17 protein-coding genes are annotated in these 18,049 nt (G+C 71.3%); 10 read left to right on the top strand and 7 right to left on the bottom strand.

The window, feature by feature from the left end:
- Positions 1-12 precede the first annotated feature (12 nt).
- On the top strand, positions 13-2,166 hold the full coding sequence (locus RAC81_RS07535) for a peptidase C14 (protein WP_375081781.1): 2,154 nt from the start codon (positions 13-15) through the stop codon (positions 2,164-2,166).
- Positions 2,167-2,278: 112 nt separating this feature from the next.
- Here RAC81_RS07535 and RAC81_RS07530 read toward each other — a convergent pair whose 3' ends face one another.
- Both RAC81_RS07530 and RAC81_RS07525 read right to left on the bottom strand, forming a co-directional pair.
- On the bottom strand, positions 2,279-3,118 hold the full coding sequence (locus RAC81_RS07530; RefSeq protein ID WP_375081780.1) for an SDR family NAD(P)-dependent oxidoreductase: 840 nt from the start codon (positions 3,116-3,118) through the stop codon (positions 2,279-2,281).
- Between the two features lie 5 nt (positions 3,119-3,123).
- Positions 3,124-3,771, bottom strand: a complete 648-nt coding sequence (locus RAC81_RS07525; RefSeq protein WP_375081779.1) for a GntR family transcriptional regulator — start codon at positions 3,769-3,771, stop codon at positions 3,124-3,126.
- Positions 3,772-3,879: 108 nt separating this feature from the next.
- Here RAC81_RS07525 and RAC81_RS07520 point away from each other — a divergent pair, with 108 nt between their 5' ends.
- Genes RAC81_RS07520 through RAC81_RS07505 form a run of 4 tightly spaced genes read left to right on the top strand, consistent with a single transcriptional unit; the run spans position 3,880 to position 8,082 of the window.
- On the top strand, positions 3,880-5,430 hold the full coding sequence (locus tag RAC81_RS07520) for a hypothetical protein (protein WP_375081778.1): 1,551 nt from the start codon (positions 3,880-3,882) through the stop codon (positions 5,428-5,430).
- Complete coding sequence (locus tag RAC81_RS07515) at positions 5,427-6,188, top strand: SDR family NAD(P)-dependent oxidoreductase (protein WP_375081777.1); 762 nt, start codon at positions 5,427-5,429, stop codon at positions 6,186-6,188. The genes RAC81_RS07520 and RAC81_RS07515 overlap by 4 nt, the downstream gene beginning before the upstream one ends.
- A complete protein-coding gene (locus tag RAC81_RS07510; protein WP_375081776.1) occupies positions 6,185-7,270 on the top strand; it encodes an enolase C-terminal domain-like protein in 1,086 nt (361 codons plus the stop codon). Before RAC81_RS07515 ends, RAC81_RS07510 begins: the two co-directional genes overlap by 4 nt.
- Positions 7,267-8,082 carry an SDR family NAD(P)-dependent oxidoreductase gene (locus RAC81_RS07505; RefSeq protein ID WP_375081775.1) on the top strand — a complete coding sequence of 272 codons (816 nt, stop codon included), beginning with the start codon at positions 7,267-7,269 and terminating at the stop codon, positions 8,080-8,082. The genes RAC81_RS07510 and RAC81_RS07505 overlap by 4 nt, the downstream gene beginning before the upstream one ends.
- Before the next feature lie 229 nt (positions 8,083-8,311).
- Here RAC81_RS07505 and RAC81_RS07500 read toward each other — a convergent pair whose 3' ends face one another.
- The gene (locus tag RAC81_RS07500; RefSeq protein ID WP_375081774.1) at positions 8,312-8,653 is read right to left on the bottom strand and encodes a nuclear transport factor 2 family protein; all 342 of its coding nucleotides are present in this window, start codon (positions 8,651-8,653) and stop codon (positions 8,312-8,314) included.
- Positions 8,646-9,395, bottom strand: a complete 750-nt coding sequence (locus RAC81_RS07495) for an SDR family NAD(P)-dependent oxidoreductase (RefSeq protein ID WP_096714005.1) — start codon at positions 9,393-9,395, stop codon at positions 8,646-8,648. Before RAC81_RS07495 ends, RAC81_RS07500 begins: the two co-directional genes overlap by 8 nt.
- Before the next feature lie 78 nt (positions 9,396-9,473).
- Here RAC81_RS07495 and RAC81_RS07490 point away from each other — a divergent pair, with 78 nt between their 5' ends.
- Both RAC81_RS07490 and RAC81_RS07485 read left to right on the top strand, forming a co-directional pair.
- Complete coding sequence (locus RAC81_RS07490) at positions 9,474-10,451, top strand: C-terminal binding protein (protein ID WP_375081773.1); 978 nt, start codon at positions 9,474-9,476, stop codon at positions 10,449-10,451.
- A 13-nt stretch (positions 10,452-10,464) separates the two neighbouring features.
- On the top strand, positions 10,465-11,319 hold the full coding sequence (locus RAC81_RS07485) for a fumarylacetoacetate hydrolase family protein (RefSeq protein ID WP_375081772.1): 855 nt from the start codon (positions 10,465-10,467) through the stop codon (positions 11,317-11,319).
- A 111-nt stretch (positions 11,320-11,430) separates the two neighbouring features.
- On the opposite strand, the gene RAC81_RS07480 is transcribed toward RAC81_RS07485, so the two are convergent.
- Positions 11,431-12,276 (bottom strand): SMP-30/gluconolactonase/LRE family protein, encoded by an 846-nt coding sequence (locus tag RAC81_RS07480; RefSeq protein WP_375081771.1) that lies wholly within the window; start codon positions 12,274-12,276, stop codon positions 11,431-11,433.
- Positions 12,273-13,082, bottom strand: coding sequence for a hypothetical protein (locus RAC81_RS07475; RefSeq protein WP_375081770.1), 810 nt, complete (start codon positions 13,080-13,082; stop codon positions 12,273-12,275). The genes RAC81_RS07480 and RAC81_RS07475 overlap by 4 nt, the downstream gene beginning before the upstream one ends.
- Positions 13,083-13,204: 122 nt before the next feature.
- Here RAC81_RS07475 and RAC81_RS07470 point away from each other — a divergent pair, with 122 nt between their 5' ends.
- The gene (locus RAC81_RS07470; protein WP_375081769.1) at positions 13,205-14,080 is read left to right on the top strand and encodes an alpha/beta fold hydrolase; all 876 of its coding nucleotides are present in this window, start codon (positions 13,205-13,207) and stop codon (positions 14,078-14,080) included.
- Positions 14,077-15,180, top strand: a complete 1,104-nt coding sequence (locus RAC81_RS07465) for a M20 family metallopeptidase (protein WP_375081768.1) — start codon at positions 14,077-14,079, stop codon at positions 15,178-15,180. The genes RAC81_RS07470 and RAC81_RS07465 overlap by 4 nt, the downstream gene beginning before the upstream one ends.
- 116 nt (positions 15,181-15,296) lie before the next feature.
- On the opposite strand, the gene RAC81_RS07460 is transcribed toward RAC81_RS07465, so the two are convergent.
- Entirely contained in the window at positions 15,297-16,028 is a 732-nt protein-coding gene (locus RAC81_RS07460) for a TetR/AcrR family transcriptional regulator (protein WP_375081767.1), read from the bottom strand.
- Positions 16,029-16,216: 188 nt separating this feature from the next.
- Here RAC81_RS07460 and RAC81_RS07455 point away from each other — a divergent pair, with 188 nt between their 5' ends.
- Entirely contained in the window at positions 16,217-18,049 is a 1,833-nt protein-coding gene (locus RAC81_RS07455) for an alpha/beta hydrolase family protein (protein ID WP_375081766.1), read from the top strand.

The following is an 18,049-nucleotide window of genomic DNA, read 5'->3' as shown; positions in this document are numbered from 1 at the left end:
AGGGACGACAGCATGACGATCACGAACGAGGACAGGACCGAGACCGCCGCGTTCCGCAGCCGGCGGATGCTGCTCGCCGGCTTCGGGGCCGCAGCGCTGGGCGGGGTGGCGGCGGTCGCGAGCCACGCGCCCGCGCAGGCCGCTGGTCCGGTTGCTCCGCTGAGCGCCGCGACGTCGAAGGCCGTCGGCAACGCCGGGACCGCCGCCGACCTCGCCGGGCTCAAGGGCAAGGACGGCGATCTCGTGCGCACGTCCGGGTACGCGGCACCGGGCGACGGCGGGCACGGGCTCTACCGCTTCGTGAAGAAGGACGCACCGGCCGTGAACGGGGGCACCGTGCTCGCCGCGAAGAAGGAGGGCGCGTGGCTGCTCGTGCACTCCGGCGTCGTGGAGTTCCGGCAGTTCGGGCTGTTCGACGCCTCCGCGCCCGCCGACGACGCCCTCGACGCGATGGTCGGAGACCTCTCGATCCACCGCATCGAGGCGCACACCGACCTGAACTTCGTGCGACGGCACCGCTTCACCCGCTCGAACCTGGCCTTCGACTTCGGCAACAACCTCATGACCACCGTCGGCATCGAGAACGCCCCCAAGGACGACCCGTTCGCCGCGGTCATGTTCTTCCGCGGCGAGGTGACGGATGCCGTGCAGGAGGCGAAGCTCGGAGAGACCGTGCCCGACCTGGCCGACGTCTTCCCGGTCGCCGACTCGTCGTTCTTCGCCGTGGGCAGCTGGTACGCCGCGGAGGTGAACGGCCTGGCCGGTCGGTGGGAGCGCGAGCTGCAGCGGCTCGTGCAGGTGACCCAGATCGTCGACGGCACCCACATCCGCGTCAACTACAAGAACGGCTGGCCGCTCGGAAAGGACCGCACGATCACGTGGCGCCTCGTGAAGCCCGTGCACGACGTGACCGTGTCGAACCTGCGCTTCCTGGGCGGCGGGGCCGACGAGTACACCGGCTCGCACCCGCTCGCCTTCGAGTATGCGGTGCGCTGCGACGCCGACCACATCGACGGGACCGCGACGTTCTGGCCGCTCATCCAGCGCCGCTGGAACACGTACTTCACCACCGAGAGCTGCAACCTCTCGAACCCGACGTCGGTCACATGGGGCGGTGCCGGGTACCTGACGCAGCAGATCTACTGCCTGTACGGCTACGTCGCGAACTGCCACACCTCGAACGCCCGGCACCTCAACGACTTCACCGCCAGCGCCTACTGCCTCGTCGAGAACTGCCACGGCGACGGCGATGATCAGGGACCGTTCGTGACGCACGGCCAGTACGAGCACGACCTCACCTACACCGGGAACTCGGGCCTCATGACGTTCGCGAACTCGGGCGCGGCCTGGGGCTCGGCGGCCAAGCGCATCACGGTGCGCAAGCACGTCTGCTCGTGGTTCGTCGCCAGAGTGCGCATCACCGATCTCACCCTGGAAGACGTGCAGGTGATCGGCAAGCCCTCGCTCTCCGGTTCCGGGATGCTGTGGATCAACGCCGACGGGGCGCAGCTGCGCGGCTGCACGGCATCCGACACCCTGATCATCACCCAGCAGTCGGATGCGTCGGCTCGGCCGAACGTGATCGCCGACTCGCACTTCACGTTCGTCGCCCCCGGCGAGCTCACGAGCGCGGCGGTCACCACGCCCGTGACCTTCGTCGACACCGTGCTCAGCGGCGTCGGCGGCATGAAGATCACCGGGCCGGGAGCCGTCACGTTCCGCGGGTCGACGCTCACCGCGGCCGACGACGCGGCGCCGATCACCTCGGCATCCGAGCGCCTGCGCTTCGAGGGGTCCACGCTGCGAAACGCCCGCATCGCTGCCGCCCGCGGCGAGCGTCAGGCCGTCGAGATCGCCGGGTCGGACGTCCTGCTGAAGGGGGGCACCGGGGTGGCACGGACCGGCGCCGGGCCGCTGCACCTGACCGTGAGCGACAGCACCCTGCGTGCGGAGGGGTCGGCGACGCACGTCTCGCTGAAGACCGGGGTCACGCACTACCGCGCGGTCGGCAACCGCTTCGAGGGCGGCGCGCTCGAACTCGCCGACGGCGCCTTCGGCGCGGAGTCGACCCTCCTGCACACCGGCAACGTCGAATCAGGCGTCACCCGCACGGCGTTCCCCGCCGAGGGCGACCGCGTCGTCGACACCGCGAACATCGCGGTCTGAGCATCCTGGTCGCCCCGTGCTGTGCAGGAGATCTCGCGTAACGAAGGAGCAGATGCCCCATCCGCTCCTTCGTTATGAGAGATCTCCTTCGCAGCCGCGCGGGCGCGCGAGGTCAGGATGCCGGGATGCCGACGAGCTCGGCGCTCTTCTGCCACAGCGCCTCGGCGAGGGCGGGGTCGTCGACCTGCGGATTGACGCGGTTCGAGAGGGTGCGTTCGTCGTAGTAGGCGCCCGAGAACCAGGTCTCGTCGGGGGTGCCCTCGATGAACCAGCGCAGGATGCCGCCGCCCTCCTCGACGCCCGTGAGTATGAGCCGGCCGAGGAAGCTGCGGTAGACGAGGCGCATGAGGCTCGACGAGTCGGCCGCGAAGTTCGTGCGAACGGTGCCGGGGTGGAAGGCGACCGCGCTCAGCCCGTCGGCATGGAACCGCGTGTGCAGGCTCTTCGCGAAGAGGATGTTCGCGAGCTTGGCGTCGCCGTAGGCCTTGTTCGCGCTGAAGCGCCGCTCGTTGTCGAGGTCGTCGACGTCGAGGTCGCCGAACAGGCGGTGACCGACGCTCGACGTGTTGATGACGGCCCCTCGGCTGCGCAGCAGTCGGGGCAGGAGCAGGTTCGTCAGCAGGAACGGTGCGAGATGGTTGACCTGGATGGTCTTCTCGTGGCCGTCCACCGTGGGGGTGCGGTCGCCGAAGATGCCGCCGGCGTTGTTGGCGAGCACGTCGAGGCCGTCGTCGCCGAGGAGGTGGTCGATCCGACCGGCCAGCGCCCGCACGTCGTCGAGTCGCGCGAAGTCGGCGGTCAGCGCCTCGCCGCCGGTGTCGTCGGCCACAGCGCGGGTCTTCTCGGCCGATCGACCGACGAGCAGCAGCCGGTGCCCGGAATCCGCGAGCTGCCGCGCGGCGGCGGCGCCGATGCCGTCGGACGCTCCGGTGATCACGATGGTCTTCGTCATGGGGGTCATGCCTCCGCGTCGGTCGGGGTGATGCGCTGGGCTGCTCTGGTCACGTGCTCGGCGATCACGGCGCGAGCGGTCTCGGGGTCGGCGCCGGCGATCGCGTCCACGATCCGCTGGTGGCTGCGCACGTGCTCCTCCTGCTCGGCGGGGTCGAGAGCGGAGTTCGCCGCGTGCAGGAACCCGGCGACGCGGCCGCGCAGGTGCGAGGTGACCTCGTCGAGGAAGCGGTGGTCGGCGAGCTCCGACAGCGTCTCGTGGAACAGCCGGTCCTGCCGCAGCAGTTCGGCGATGTCGCCCTCGGGCACCGCCGCCATCGCCTCGACCACGGAGCCGAGGCGCGCGGCCGCCTCCTCGTCCCACCGCTCCTGCACGCGGACGGCCATGAACTGCTCGAGCACGATCCGCAGGCTCGAGATCTCCTCCAGGTCGCGGGCGGTGAGCGCGGCCACGCGGGCTCCGCGGCGCGGTTCGTGCACGACGAGGCGTTCCTGCGCGAGCCTCGTGAGCGCTTCGCGCACGGGAATGTGGCTCACGCCGAGCCGTTCCGCCAGCTTGCGCTCGACGAGTCTCTCGCCGGGAGCGAGTTCCCCCGAGTGGATCGCGGAGCGCAGTTCGTCGGCGACCTGTTCGGCGATGTTCTGGTCAGACACGCTGCGCACTCGTATGCCCTCCTCGATGCGCGACGCCGTCAGCGGATGCCGGGGCGCTCCGCTCGATGCTATGGCATTCCCTCCCCCTGCACACCCGAAGGAGTCCGCATGACCACCGCCCCGCTCGCGATCGGCGACAGCATCCGCGTCCCGCGCACGTCGGCGCTCGTCGGCGTGGCCAGGCGCGATGTGACGCCGCCGGTCGGCATCCGCGCGAAGAACTGGGGACCCGCCGACTGGGAGCGCGCGGAGGGCGCCCATCGGCCCTTCGAACTGACCGCGCTCGCGGTGACCGGCGGCGACGGGCGCGCGCGTGTGCTGCTCGCGGTCGACGGAACATGGTGGCGACGGGTGGCCGACGAGCTCGGGGTGCGAGGGGCCATCCTCGACGGGCTCGGCCTCGACGCTGATCAGCTCATGCTGTCGCTCTCGCACACGCACGCTGGCGCGGTGCTGTGCGCGGCCGACGCGCACCTCGAGGGCGGCGAGCTGATCCCCGGATACCTCGAGACCCTTGCAGAGCAGGGCATCGCGGCCGGCCGTGATGCGCTCGACTCCGCCCGACCCGGCCTCATCGAGTGGACGACCGGGCGCTGCGACCTCGCCGCCGATCGCGAGCTCGACGTCGACGGCCGGGCCCTCGTGGGCTGGAACCCGGACGTCGCCGCCGACGACACCGTGACGATCGGACGGGTGAGCGTCGGCGGGGCGGTGCGCGCGACGATCGTGAACTACGCGTGCCACCCCACCACGCTCGCGTGGCAGAACCGCGAGTTGTCTCCCGACTACGTCGGCGCGATGCGCGAGATCGTCGAGACGGCGACCGGTGCGCCGTGCCTGTTCGTGCAGGGAGCGTCGGGCGAGCTCGCGCCGCGCGAGCAGTACACCGGCGATGTCGCCGTGGCCGACCGGCACGGACGATCGCTCGGACACGCGGTGCTCTCGGCCCTCGACGGCCTGCCGCTGCCCGGAGACGAGCTCACCCTCGGCGGGGTCGTCGAGTCCGGCGCACCGCTCGCCATCTGGCGGGGACGCCCGGGGGACGGAGGGGAGGATGCCGCGGGCTCGACGACGACGGTCGATCTGCCGCTCCGCGACCTGCCCACGCTCGATCAGCTCGCCGAGGAGTGGAAGGACATCGATCCGCGCTCGCGCGACGAGCGGCTGGGCCGTGCCCGCAACCTCCGCGAGGGGTACATCGACGGGCCCACCGTCGCGCACCCCGTGTGGGCCTGGCGGTGGGGGCATGCGGTGATCGTCGGCCACCCCGGCGAGGCGTATTCGCGGCTGCAGACGACGCTGCGCGCCCGGTTCCCCGGCATCCCGATCGTGGTGATGAACCTCACGAACGGCCCGGGCTTCGTGTACCTGCCGACGCGAGAGGCGTACGAACGAGGGGCGTATCAGGCCTGGCAGACGCCCCTCGCCGCGGGCAGCCTCGAGCTTCTCGAGGAGCACGCCTGCGAGGTCGTCGCGGCCCTCCTCGCGAGTGCCCTGTCCGCGCCATCCGCGCCTCCTGCGCCGAAGCCCCACACCCGCGTCGAGACCCATCAGGAACGACGCGGGGGACGGTGGGCCTCGACGCGCGTGATGGGTCTCGACGACGCATCCGCGTCATCCGTTCCAGCCGCATCCGCCCCGACCAGAGGAGAGAAATGACAGACTACGCCCCCGTCGCCATCGTCACGGGAGGATCCGCCGGCATCGGCTGGGCGATCGGACGCCGCCTCGTCGCAGACGGCTATCGCGTCGTCGCCGCCGACCGGGTGCCGCGCCTCACGGCATCCGATGCGGGCGCCGGCGTGCTGTGGCGCGAGCTCGACGTCACCGACCACGACGCGACCGACCGGGTCTTCGGGGTCATCGAGGCGGAGCTGGGGCCGATCGAGGTGCTGGTGAACAATGCCGGCATCCAGCGCCATCGCGCGATCGAAGACCTCTCGTGGGACGAGTGGTCGGCCGTGGTCGACGTGAACCTGCACGGCGTGTTCTCGGCGCTGCAGGCAGCCGGACGACGGATGCTGTCGCGCGGCGCCGGCCGGATCGTGAACATCTCGTCGATCTCGTCGCGAGGTTCCGCCGGCCGCGCACCGTATGCGACGACGAAGGCCGCGGTGATCGGTCTCACGTCGACCGCGGGGGCGGAATGGGCGGCCCGCGGGGTGCGCGTGAACGCGGTCGCACCCGGTTATGTCGACACGGGCGTCTTCCGCCAGGGTGTCGAGCAGGGCACGCTGAGCCTCGACACGATCCTGTCGCGCATCCCGGCGGGTCGTCTCGCGGAGGCGAGTGAGATCGCGGATGCCGTGAGCTTCCTCGTGTCGGATCAGTCGCGCTACATGAACGGCCAGACGCTCTACGTCGACGGCGGGTTCCTGGTCGACTACGGCGTGCCGCTCGCGAAGAGGCCCGAATGACGGCGGTCGCGCGGGTCGACACCGCGACGGCGGTGCTGCCGCTTCCTGCTCCGCTGCACCTCGGTGCCATGACGGTGACCCGTCGCGAGTACAGCGCCGTGCGCGTGTCCGACGCCGACGGCACGACCGGGGTCGCGTACTGCCTGTCGCGGGAGGCGCCGATGGCCGAGATCGTCGACCGCCTGGTCGCTCCGCACGCGGTCGGGGCGGATGCCGACGACCCGTCGGCCGCGTGGAACCGGATGCTGCGGGGCAGCGCGATCGTCGGACGAGTGGGCCTCGTGCGGCGCGCGATCGGCCTCGTCGACATCGCCCTGTGGGACATCGCCGCTCGCCGGGCGGGGGTGCCGCTGTGGCAGCTCCTCGGGGCGGGCGACGCCCCTCGTCGCGCGATGCTCGTCGCGGCGTACCCCTCGCCGCAGCGCACTCCTCGCGACGTCGCCGACGAGGTTCTGCGCCAGGCCGCGGGATGGGCGCAGGTCAAGGTGTCGCGCATTCCCGATCCGGCATACATGCGCGAGCTGTTCGTGATCCTCGGTGCGGAGCTGCCGCGGCAGACGGGCCTCGTGGTCGATGTGGGCTTCGGATGGCGCGACGCCGACGAGGCCCTCTCCGAGATCGCGCAGTGGGGAGCGCCCGACCTCGCCTGGCTCGAGGATCCGCTCCTGCCCGAGGATGCAGCGGGATGCGCTCGGATCCGGGCCGAGAGCGGGCTGCCGTTGTCGGTCGGCGACGAGGTCACCGACCCCGCCGTGCTGCGTGCGCTCGTCGAGCAGGGTGGGGTCGATGTGCTGCGCCTCGACGTCGTCGCGATCGGCGGCATCACTCCCGCGCGCGAGATCGTGTCGTGGGCGGCGGAGCGCGGCATCCGGGTGTCCGGTCACGTGTATCCGGAGGTCACCGCCCACCTCGGGATCGAGGTCGAGACGTTCGCGCGCGGAGTGAATCCCTACGACCCCGCGGCGAGCTTCGTGACGGGCGGGCCGACGTTCGCGGGCGACGTCCGTCCCGCCGGGAGTCCGGGACTCGGCTTCGGCCTCGACCCGGCCGTCTTCACCTTCGACCGAGAGGAGCGACCATGACGTCCGCGCCGAGGAGCGCCGTCGTGACCGGCAGCGGCAAGGGCATCGGCCGGGCGATCGCCGAAAGGCTGACCGCCGACGGGTGGACGGTGGTGGGGCTCGAGCGGTCCGCTGGGTCGGGCACCGTCGAGCAGGGGATCGTCGCCGAGGTCGTGGTGGGGGATGCTGCGGACCGCAGCGTCCACGAGCGTGCCGCCGACGCCGCCCTCGCCTACGCGCCCCTGCGCGGCTGGGTCAACAACGCGGGCATCACCAAGCGCACACCCCTGCACGAGCTCGACGAGACGGTGGTGCGCGAGATCCTCGACATCAACGGCCTCGGGTACGTCTGGGGATGCTCGGCGGCGGTCTCGTCGTTCCTCGACCAGGGCGTCGCGGGTGCGATCGTCAACGTCGGCTCGATCCACGGCCGCTCCAGCTTCGTCGATCACGCGGCGTACGAGTTCACGAAGGGCGGCATCGACGCGCTCAGCCGCAGTGTGGCCGTGACATATGGCGGACTCGGCATACGCGCCAACACGGTCGCGCCGGGTGGCGTGCGCACGCCGCACCTCGAGGCGCAGATCGCGGCATCCTCCGATCCGGTGGCTGCAGAGCGCGCGCTCGCGGAGGGGCCGCCCATGGGCCGGATCGCCCGAGCCGAGGAGGTCGCGGCTGTCGCGGCGTTCCTGCTCTCCGACGAGGCTCCGTATCTGTCGGGGCAGTCGATCGCGGTCGACGGCGCGTGGACGGCGTCATTCGGCGAGGTCGTCGTCGACCCGGCGCTCCGCGCCCGCTTCGACGGCCGGGAGCGGCATCCCTCCGACCCTTGAGTCGGCACCTGACACCGCATCCCCCGGCTGACTTGGCACCGTCTGCCGCAATTCCGCGTGACTTCCCGCGGGAGGTGCCAACTCAGTCGCATCAGTCGCGACCGCCCGAGCCCACTGCGACGGGACAATGCCTCCCCGCCCCGGTCAGTTGGCACCTCGTGCCGAAATCCCTGGCGAATTCCCGCGGGCGGTGCCAACTGAGGCGGGACACCCCGCGTCGACGGTCGACTCAGGCCTTGAGCATCGAGGCGCGCGCGATGAGACCGTCGACCACGTCGAAGGTCGCGATGGTCTCGGTGGCGACGCCCGCGTTCACCACCTGCTCCTGGGCCACGACCCACCGCGATCCGAACAGCACGGTGTTCTCGATCACGCACGACAGCTCGGGGTTCTGCAGCCGGGGTTCGTAGAACGCGCGGATCGCCGCCGTGCCGACGATCGGCTCCGGCGCGACGCCGGTGATCACGGCATCCGCCGCGTAGGTCGCGACGAACGCGTCGAGATCGTGCGCGTTGAACGCGTCGAGCTGGGCCTGCACGGTGAGCGCCGCCGAGCGGATGCTGTCAGTCAATGCGCACTCCTCCGTTGACGTCGTACGTGGCGCCGGTGATGAAGCCCGCCCGCTCGGAGGCGAGAGAGGCGATGATCCACGCGACGTCGGCCGGCTGTCCGAATGCGCCGAGGGGGATGGATGCCGCGAGCCTGTCGCGTCCCTCGCCCTGCAGCTGATCCGTGATGGCGCTCGCGACGGGCCCGGGGCTGACCGCGTTCACCCGGATGCCCTCGGGGGCGAGGTGGCGCGCGAAGCTGCGCGTGAGTGCGAGGATCGCTCCCTTGCTCGCGGAGTAGTGGAGTCCGGTCTGCAGCGCGCCGACCTGGCCGGCGATCGACGACAGGTTGACGACGGAGCGGTCGCCGTCGGCGGCGCGCAGCAGGGGGAGCGCGCCGCGGGTGAGGAAGAACATGCCGCGCACGTTCGTCTCGAGCACGAAGTCCCATTCCTCGACGTCGATGTCGTCGTACGGGGTGTAGGGGCAGACGCCGCCGTTGTTGATCAGCACGTGCAGCGATCCCCACTCGGCGGTGATCTCCGCGAGCAGCGCGTCGATCGACGCCTGATCGCGCAGGTCGAGTCGTGACACGTGCACATCGGGAGAGCCGGCGGCGCGGCACTCGTCGGCGACGCGGGCGGCTTCGGCCTCGCGCCCGGTGTAGGTGATCCAGAGGGCGTACCCCTCGGTGGCGAGTTCGAGGGCGGCTGCGGTGCCGATGCCCGAGCTCGCGCCGGTGATGAGCGCTCGTCGCTGTGTCATACCTGAACGCTATAGCAAATGCGCGATCGCCCGAAACGACCTGGCGGTGCGGTTGCTAGATGCTATAGCATCCCTTCCATGCCCGAGCCCCTCATCATCGTGACCGACTGCGACCTGCCGGGGTCCGTCATCGAAGACACCCTCCGCGCCGCCGGTCTGCGCGCCGAGCGTGCCGCGTCCGCCACGATCGACGACCTCCTCGCCGCCGGCGCCGCCGACGCCGAAGGACTGGTCGTGCAGTGGATGCCGATCACCGCCGACGTCCTCGATCGTCTGCCGAACCTCCGCATCATCAGCCGCGTCGGCATCGGCTACGACATGATCGACGTGGATGCCGCCGCCGACCGCGGGATCGCCGTCGCGAACACCCCGAGCTACTGCATCGAAGAGGTCGCCGCGCACACCGTCGCCATGATCATGGCTCAGGCGCGCGGCCTCCTCGCGTACGACCGCGCGGTGCGCGCCGGCACGTGGAAGGCCGTCGACGCGCGTCCTCTCGCCGTGCGCCCGTCGCGCACCACGGTCTCGGTGCTCGGTTTCGGGCGCATCGGACGCGTCGTCGCGAGCGGATGCCGTGCGCTCGGGTTCCGTGTTCTCGTCGCCGATCCGTTCGCCGCCGCCGACTCCGTGCGGGCGGCCGGCTGCGAGCCGGTCGCGATCGACGAGGCGATCGCCGCCGCCGACATCCTCACCCTGCACGTGCCGCTCACCGATGAGACCCGGCATCTGATCGACGCCGACGCCCTGGCGACGATGAAGCGGGGAGCGGTCGTGGTGAACACGTGCCGCGGGCCGCTGGTCGACGAGGGGGCGCTTGCCGCCTCCCTCCGATCCGGGCACCTCGGCGGTGCGGCGCTGGATGTCTTCGGCGGCGAACCGCTCGCGGCGGACTCCCCGCTGCGCGATCTCGACGACGTCCTGCTCACCCCGCACGCCGCGTGGTTCTCGCCGCAGGCGCTCGACGATCTGCCCGTGCACGCGGCGGACAACGTCATCCGCTTCCTCGCCGGCGAGTCCGTCCCGCTCGTCACTCCTGCCCCCGCCCACGCCGGCTGATCGCGGCGCGACCATGGAACTGCTGCGTCTCGGATCGCTCGGCTCGGAGAAGCCCTTCGTGCGACACGACGGTGCCGTCTACGATCTGTCCTCGCTCACGCCCGACATCGACGGGGCGTTCCTCGCGGATGGCGGCATCGCCCGCGTCCGAGCGGCGCTCGCCGCAGGCGCGCTGCCCGCAGCCGACATCAGCGGTCTGCGCATCGGCGCCCCGGTCGCGCGCCCCGGAGCCGTGATCTGCATCGGCATGAACTACGCCGCGCACGCCGCCGAATCGGGGTCGCTGCCGCCCGAGCATCCGGTGGTCTTCTTCAAGCATCCGAACACCGTCGTCGGACCCGACGACGTGGTGCTGCTTCCGCCGGACGCCGAGAAGGTCGACTGGGAGGTGGAGCTCGCGGTCGTGATCGGTCGCACCGCGCGCTACCTGCCCTCGGCCGAGGCGGCGCGCGACGTGATCGCCGGGTACGCCGTGTCGAACGACGTGTCCGAGCGCGCCTTCCAGATCGAGGTGTCGGGCGGCCAGTGGTCGAAGGGCAAATGCGCCGAGACCTTCAATCCGCTCGGGCCTGCGCTCGTGCCGGCCGACGAGGTCGACCCGCAGGCGCTGCGGCTCCGGTCGTCGGTGAACGGCGCGGCCCGACAGGACTCGTCGACCGCCGACATGGTGTTCCCCGTTCTCGAGCTCGTCCGCGACCTCAGCCAGTACATGGTGCTGGAGCCCGGCGACGTGGTGAACACCGGAACACCGGAGGGTGTGGCGCTGTCGGGGCGGTTCCCGTATCTCGCGGAGGGCGACGAGATGCTGATCGAGATCGAGGGACTCGGTCGCCAGCGGCAGCGGGTGGAGCGCGCCCGGGTGCGCTGACCTCGCGGACCCGGCGCCTTGCGCCCGTGACACGGTTCATCCGGCTGAGTGCAGCCGTGTCGCGGGCGGAGGGCGTCGGGACCCCTCCGCCACCGCCCGACGGTGCCTGATTCAGCCGGCGAACGGCACGACCGGCAGACCGCGCACGCCGGGGCGCACCGCGAACAGCGATCCGGCTTCGGTGCCGTGATCGGGGCCGAGTCCCTGCGCCGATGTGGTGATGAACAGCGTGCCGAGGTCGTCGCCGCCGAACGTGCACGCGCTGACCTGCGGGACCGGCAGCTCGATGCGGGCGATCAGCGACCCTTCGGGCGAGTACCCGTGCACGGCCGAGCCGTTCCAGAGCGCGACCCAGACGGAACCGTCTGCGGCGACGGTGAGGCCGTCCGGCATCCCCTGGTCGTCCGCGATCGACACGAACCCGCGCCGGTCGCGCAGCTCGCCGTCGACGACGTCGAACACGTCGACGCGGCGGGTCGGTGTGTCGTTGTAATAGGCGAGGGTGCCGTCGGGGGAGAAGCCGATGCCGTTCGAGGTCTCGACGCCGGACAGCACCTCGGTCGAGGAGAGATCGCCGTCGATGCGCAGCACTCTCCCGGCCGCGCTGTCGTCTCCGGTGGCCATGGATCCGGCGAGCAGGCGACCCCGCGGGTCGACCGTGCCGTCGTTGAACTGCGCGGACCCGAGATCGAAGGACGTGACAACCCGCGCCGGTCCGTCCGCGGTGTCGGCGAGGTGAAGACGGCGCGCCCCGACCGCGACGAAGCCGCCGCCGATGCGAGGGCGGAAGAACGCCGCGTAGTCGTCGTCGAGGTGCAGGCGGTGGATGCCGTCGTCGCGCAGGGTCACGAGGTCGGCGGCCTCGGCATCCACCCATCTGACCCCGCCCCACGACGGCGACCACACCGGCGCCTCGGCGTGCACGCAGATCGGCCCGGTCAGATTCTCCGGCGTCATGATGCCTCGTCGCGGCGCAGCGGCAGCCGCTCGGGTTCGGGATGCGATTCCGGAGCATCCGGGGTCGCTGCCGGGTGGGCGGGGAGCTCGCGTGCCACCTGCTTCTCGAGCACCTGCACGGCCTCGTCGCTGAGCAGGATCAGCCCGTCGAGCTCGTCGCGCACCCGCTTGTAGGCGATGTTCCGCTCGGCCTGCGTGGCCGATTCGTCGACCGCGACCTTGAGCAGCTGCTGCGCACGATCGAGACGCTTGCGCTCCGGTTCGGTGAAGGTCGAGTCGCGCAGTCGCCTGGCATCCTTCTCCGCGACCTCGAACGCCACGGCGTAGGCGCCGACCGCGTCGAGGTACTCCGACACCTGCTGCTCGGTCACGGCGGCGTCGGCGGATGCCGGACGCAGCGCGTCGGCCGTGCGCTTCGCCCGCAGGAACGCGGCGACGAGCGGCTGGCGGCCGTCGCTCATGGCGGGGAACGCGATGAGCTTCGCGACGTCGAGTTCGTAGTCGAGCCACCGCGCGGTGATCTCGTCGTGCTCGGCGAAGAGCCGCTCGAGAAGAGTGTTCGGCGCGACCGGCGGCGCCGTGGTGTCGATGACCGACGGTCCCTGACGCCTGCCCCCGGCGCGAGCTTCGATCTGTGCCGCCTTGAGCTCGGCTTTCACCCGGAGGGTCTCGAGACGGCGTTCATGCCGGCGCTTCGCGCTGCGCTCCCACGCCTTCGCGGCGCCCCCGGCCATGCCCATGACAGGGAAGATGAGCCACCAGTAGCTGCCGGCCCAGACCCAGAAACCGCGGATGAACTCGTCCATGATGCCCTCAGCCTACTTCCGGCGGCGTTCCGGTTGACCCCCGAGCAGAACCGGGGTGGCGGATTCGCTCGTCATTGATATAGTCAACGCTATTGACTTGCTGTTCCGACGGTTGGACGACGATGACCACACCTCCCGCTCCCGTGTCGATCACGGCGGAGTGCGACGGCATCCGAATCGCGGCTGAGGTCCGCGGCTCCGGACCGGCCGTGCTGCTGCTGCACGGCTACCCCGAGACCAAGGCGATGTGGGATGCCGTCGCGGGCGCGCTCGCCGTGGACCACACGGTCGTCGCCGCCAATCTGCGTGGATACGGAGACTCCGCCAAGCCGCGAGATGCCTCGTATGCGAAGCGCGACATGGCGCGCGACCAGGTCGCGCTCATGCGGCAGCTCGGACACGAGAGCTTCGCGGTGATCGGCCACGACCGCGGCGGTCGTGTCGGGCACCGCCTGGCGCTCGATCACCCGGAGGCCGTGACGGCGCTCGCCGTGCTCGACATCGTGCCGACGCTGCACATGTTCGAGAACGTCGACCGCGAGATGGCCACCGCGTACTTCCACTGGTTCTTCCTCGCCCGAGACGACGGGATGCCCGAAGCGCTGATCGGCGCGGACCGTGAGACCTGGCTCCGCAGCCGCTTCACCGGTCGACGCCACGACGGCGATGCCCTACCCGATGCGTTCGACGAGTATCTGCGCTGCTTCGACCTCGACACCGTGTACGCCTCCGGCGCGGACTACCGCGCTGCGGCATCCGTCGATCTCGATCACGACCGCGCCGACCGCTCGGCCGGGCGAGTCGTCACCGCGCCGACCCTCGCCCTGTGGGGCGCGCACAGCTACGTCGGCCGCAACTTCGACGTGCTGTCGACCTGGGAGCCGTACGCCCCCGGTATCGGAGGCCGAGCGGTCGACGCCGACCACTACCTCGCCGAGGAGGCGCCGGAGCCCACGGCATCCGCACTCCGCACCTTCCTCACGGAGGTGGGCGCATGACCGCGCGCGAGGTCGACCGGCTCGCCGAGCTGGTGACGATCGAGACGCCGACGGGGGATGCCGCGGGCTTGGCGGCCGCGCAGCAGCTCATCCGCTCGTGGATCAGCCCCGTCGTGGGCGCCGACGGCGAGCTCGAGACCGTCGACGGCGTCTCGCATCTGCGGTGGTCGGGCGGGGACGATCCGACCGTGCTGCTGATCGGCCACGTCGACACGGTCTTCCCGGCCGGTACCATCGCCGAGCGCCCGTTCCGGGTCGAGGGCGACCGCGCCACCGGGCCGGGCGTCTTCGACATGAAGGCGGGCATCGTCATCATGGCCGCCGCCCTCGAGAGGGTGTCGCGCCCCGAACGCGTCGCGATCCTGCTCACGAGCGACGAAGAGGTCGGTTCGATCACGTCCCGCGCGCTGATCGAACGCGAGGCCGCCCGGGTGGGCACGGTGCTCGTGCTCGAACCGAGCCTCGACGGGGCGCTCAAGATCGCTCGGCGCGGCGGCAGCATCTACCGTCTCGCCTTCACCGGACGCGCTGCGCACGCCGGACTCGAACCGGCGAAGGGACGCAGCGCGCTCGCCGAGCTCGCCCACCACGTGCTGGCGCTGCCGCACCTCGCCGACGATGACCGCGGCACGACGGTGAGCCCGACCGTCGCGCAGGCGGGCACCGTCACCAATGTCATCCCCGAGCACGCCGAGCTGCGCATCGACGTACGCGCGTGGACGCTCGACGAGCTCGAACGGGTCGACGGACGGATGCAGTCGCTCGGCGCCCATACGCCCGATGTGCGGGTCGACGTGCACGGCGGGATCAACCGGCCGCCCATGGAGCAGAGCGTGTCGGAGGAGCTGCTCGCGTGTGCGCGCCGCGTCGCCGAACGGCTGGGGCACGCCGAGGTCGAGGCGGTATCGGCGGGAGGGGCGTCGGACGGCAACTTCACCGCCGCGGTCGGCGCGAGGACGCTCGACGGGCTCGGCCCGCGCGGATCCGGTGCCCACGCCGACCACGAGTGGGTGTCGATCGCGTCGCTGCACGAGCGGATCGACCTGCTCGCCGGCATGATCGACGACCTCGACGCCGCCTCTGAATCGGGCGCGGGCTGACTCGCTCCACGCGCACAACGAAGGAGATCTCACGTATCGCAGGACGAATCCGCGTAGATGCTCCTTCGTAGCGCGAGATCTCCTTCGTTATGCGCGCACAAGACGCCTTGCCCGCGTCAGGCGCCGGGGGCGTGTCGTGCGATGCTCTCCAGCATCAGGTCGAGCGCCGTCTCCCAGGCCCGGGGGTCGCGGATGCCGGGCAGCGCGTCGCCCGCCCACGCGATCTCGGGGTACTCGTCGGCGTCGAGACGGCGGCGGTCCATCTGCCACGTCAGCTCATCGGCATCCTGCACCTCGGCCGGGATCGCGGTGAGCGCCGCCTGGATGCTCGACGCCGAGCGGATCAGCTGCCCGAGCGCCCTGGCATACAGGGCGGCCTGCTCGCGGTCGTAGCCGCCGCGGCGCAGCGCGCCGATCGAGAACTCCATCGACGAGAAGTCCGTCGGCCGGCGCAGCGCCATCTGCAGGGCGAACTCGGGGTAGCGCATGTAGTGGTCGTGGATGAGGTGCGCCTGGGCGCGCAGGTCGGCGAGCCAGTCGTCGGTCGCGACCATGCCGCCGCTGTACGAGCGGGCGCGCAGCGTGTCGATGAGCGCGAGCAGCAGTTCGTCCTTATCGCGGAAGTGCCGGTAGATCGACGTGGGGTGTGCGCCGAGCTCTTCGCCGATCGATTGGAATGTGAGACGGTCGAGGCCTTCGCGCTCGACGACGCGGTCGGCGGCGGCGACGATGATCTCGCGGCTGAGCGAGTCGCGGGCTCGGCGTGGGCGACCGGTCGCCTTGGTCGCCTTCGCACCGGATGTCGCTGCCGGCTTCTTCGCCGGATCCGCGGCCTTCCGTGTCGCCATCGAGTACTCCGTTCGCAGATCGCGGCCGTCGGGGCCCGCGCGGATTCACGGTACCCCATGCCTGTCAGCCGTGCTGTCAGTGCCGTCGACAATGCTCGAAGTCTAGCCTCCCGTCGTTAGCCACTGTTATAGTCAACGCCATTGGCAAGCTCCCGGATGCGAGGGGAGCACGACACGAAGGAGCAAGGATGCTCGAGGTCCCCGCAGTCCCGTCCGACGAGGCGCTCGACGCGCGCTTCGCGGTGCCGTATCTGCTGACGGTGCGGCCCGTGCCCGGCCCGGACGACCTCGCCCTCCTCGTCGAGAACCACTCCGACGGCGCACGCGGTCGCATCTGGCGTGCGCCCGCAGCGCCGAGCGACCTCCTTCCGTTCCCGGTCGGCGTCGGCGCGATCCTCACGGCGGATGCCCGCTGGGTGGTCGACCTCGACGACGGCGGCGGGTCGGAGGTCGGCGGCCTCGTCGCCTTCGCGGTCGACGGCTCCGAGCGCGTCGAGCTCACGCCCGGTCGTGCCCCGTACGTCCTGCGCGGCCTGGAATCGTCGTACGACGGCCGCTCGGTCGTCGCGACCGTGGTCGACGAGGACGGCTTCCACGTGCTCGTGATCCCCGCAGCCCCCTGGGGCGAGCCCCGGGTCGTCTACTCGAACCCCGTGGAGGCCTGGTACGGGCAGATCTCCCCTGACGGCGCGCTCGTCTCGGTCGACACGACGGCGCACAATCCCGGCATCCGCCGTCCGCTGCTCACGGTCGTCGACGGTCGTAATGGCGACGTCGTCGCGACTCTCGACGACCTCCCCGCCGGGCCCGTGCGCGGAGTGCGCTTCGCGTCGGATGCCGGTGACGACCGTCTCCTGGTGAACACCGAGCGCAGCGGGTTCTCGCGCCCCGCGATCTGGAGCGTCCGCACGGGGGAGCGCGTCGACTTCGACCTGCCCGATCTCGCCGGTGAGGTCGTCCCGATCGACTGGCACTCCCCCAGCGGCCGGATCCTCGCGGTGCACGTCGACGACGGCATCCACCGTCTGGTCGAGATCGACGAGGCCTCCGGCGACGCGTGTGTGGTGGCGGAGGGCGGCAGCGTCTTCGACCCCGACGTGGCCGACCTGCATCCGTTCCAATGGGCGTCGTACTTCGCGCCGACCGGCGCCGTGCGTGCCGTGCGCTCGACCTGGGACGTGCCCCTGCACGTCGAGGAGATCGCCGCCGACGGCACCGCGGTCACCCTGATCGAGCCCGCGCCGGTACCGCCGGGGCGTCCGCTCGCGTCGGCCATGGTGCCGAGCGCCGACGGCACCCGAGTGCAGCTCTGGTGGGGGCGGCCGGCGCGCGATGAGCCGCTCGGCACCGTGCTGACCATTCACGGCGGGCCGAACCTCGTGACGGTCGACAGCTACGACCCCTCGGCGCAGGCCTGGCTGGATGCCGGCTTCGCCGTCGCCTCGCTCAACTACCGCGGGTCGGTCACCTTCGGTCGCGCGTTCCGGGAGGGTTTCTGGGGCGTCGGCGGCGATCGGGAGATCGAAGACGTGGCGGCGGCGATCGGCTTCCTGCGCGAGCAGGGCCTGGCCGCCCCAGCGACGACGTTCATCACGGGCGCGTCCTACGGAGGACACATGACGCTGCTGAGCGTCGGACGGCTACCCGACCTGTTCGCCGGCGGGCTCGCCCACGTCGCGGTGGCGGAGTGGTCGGCGGCGATCGACGCGATGAACCCCGCGGTGCGCAGCGTGTGGAGCTCGTGGGTGCCGCCGGAGATGGTCGAGCCGTTCTCGGCCATCACCTACCTCGAGGACGTGACGGCCTCCGTGTGGATCAACCAGGGTGACGTCGACACCCGCACTCCGATCGTCGGGGTCCAGCGCTACGTCGACGAGCTGAGCGCGCGTGGCGGCGACGTCGTGCTGGACGTGTTCGAGGGCGGGCACGAGCCCACCGGGCTGGACGGCGCGGCAGTCGACCAGCGCCGCATGCACGAGCTCGCCCGCCGCACCCTCGCGGGAGAGCGCTGGGACGGCTGA

Source organism: Microbacterium sp. CR_7, from assembly GCF_041954755.1.
In the GTDB taxonomy this organism is placed as follows: domain Bacteria; phylum Actinomycetota; class Actinomycetes; order Actinomycetales; family Microbacteriaceae; genus Microbacterium.
Note: the sequence above shows the minus strand (reverse complement) of the source record. Positions and strands in the feature narration are given on the sequence as shown.

Excerpts from the sequence above, each read along its gene's own strand:
- RAC81_RS07535 (WP_375081781.1), top strand. The coding sequence starts at position 13 with ATGACGATCACGAACGAGGACAGGACCGAGACCGCCGCGTTCCGCAGC.
- RAC81_RS07530 (WP_375081780.1), bottom strand. The coding sequence starts at position 3,118 with ATGACGAAGACCATCGTGATCACCGGAGCGTCCGACGGCATCGGCGCC.
- RAC81_RS07520 (WP_375081778.1), top strand. The coding sequence starts at position 3,880 with ATGACCACCGCCCCGCTCGCGATCGGCGACAGCATCCGCGTCCCGCGC.
- RAC81_RS07515 (WP_375081777.1), top strand. The coding sequence starts at position 5,427 with ATGACAGACTACGCCCCCGTCGCCATCGTCACGGGAGGATCCGCCGGC.
- RAC81_RS07510 (WP_375081776.1), top strand. The coding sequence starts at position 6,185 with ATGACGGCGGTCGCGCGGGTCGACACCGCGACGGCGGTGCTGCCGCTT.
- RAC81_RS07505 (WP_375081775.1), top strand. The coding sequence starts at position 7,267 with ATGACGTCCGCGCCGAGGAGCGCCGTCGTGACCGGCAGCGGCAAGGGC.
- RAC81_RS07495 (WP_096714005.1), bottom strand. The coding sequence starts at position 9,395 with ATGACACAGCGACGAGCGCTCATCACCGGCGCGAGCTCGGGCATCGGC.
- RAC81_RS07490 (WP_375081773.1), top strand. The coding sequence starts at position 9,474 with ATGCCCGAGCCCCTCATCATCGTGACCGACTGCGACCTGCCGGGGTCC.
- RAC81_RS07485 (WP_375081772.1), top strand. The coding sequence starts at position 10,465 with ATGGAACTGCTGCGTCTCGGATCGCTCGGCTCGGAGAAGCCCTTCGTG.
- RAC81_RS07480 (WP_375081771.1), bottom strand. The coding sequence starts at position 12,276 with ATGACGCCGGAGAATCTGACCGGGCCGATCTGCGTGCACGCCGAGGCG.
- RAC81_RS07475 (WP_375081770.1), bottom strand. The coding sequence starts at position 13,082 with ATGGACGAGTTCATCCGCGGTTTCTGGGTCTGGGCCGGCAGCTACTGG.
- RAC81_RS07470 (WP_375081769.1), top strand. The coding sequence starts at position 13,205 with ATGACCACACCTCCCGCTCCCGTGTCGATCACGGCGGAGTGCGACGGC.
- RAC81_RS07465 (WP_375081768.1), top strand. The coding sequence starts at position 14,077 with ATGACCGCGCGCGAGGTCGACCGGCTCGCCGAGCTGGTGACGATCGAG.
- RAC81_RS07460 (WP_375081767.1), bottom strand. The coding sequence starts at position 16,028 with ATGGCGACACGGAAGGCCGCGGATCCGGCGAAGAAGCCGGCAGCGACA.
- RAC81_RS07455 (WP_375081766.1), top strand. The coding sequence starts at position 16,217 with ATGCTCGAGGTCCCCGCAGTCCCGTCCGACGAGGCGCTCGACGCGCGC.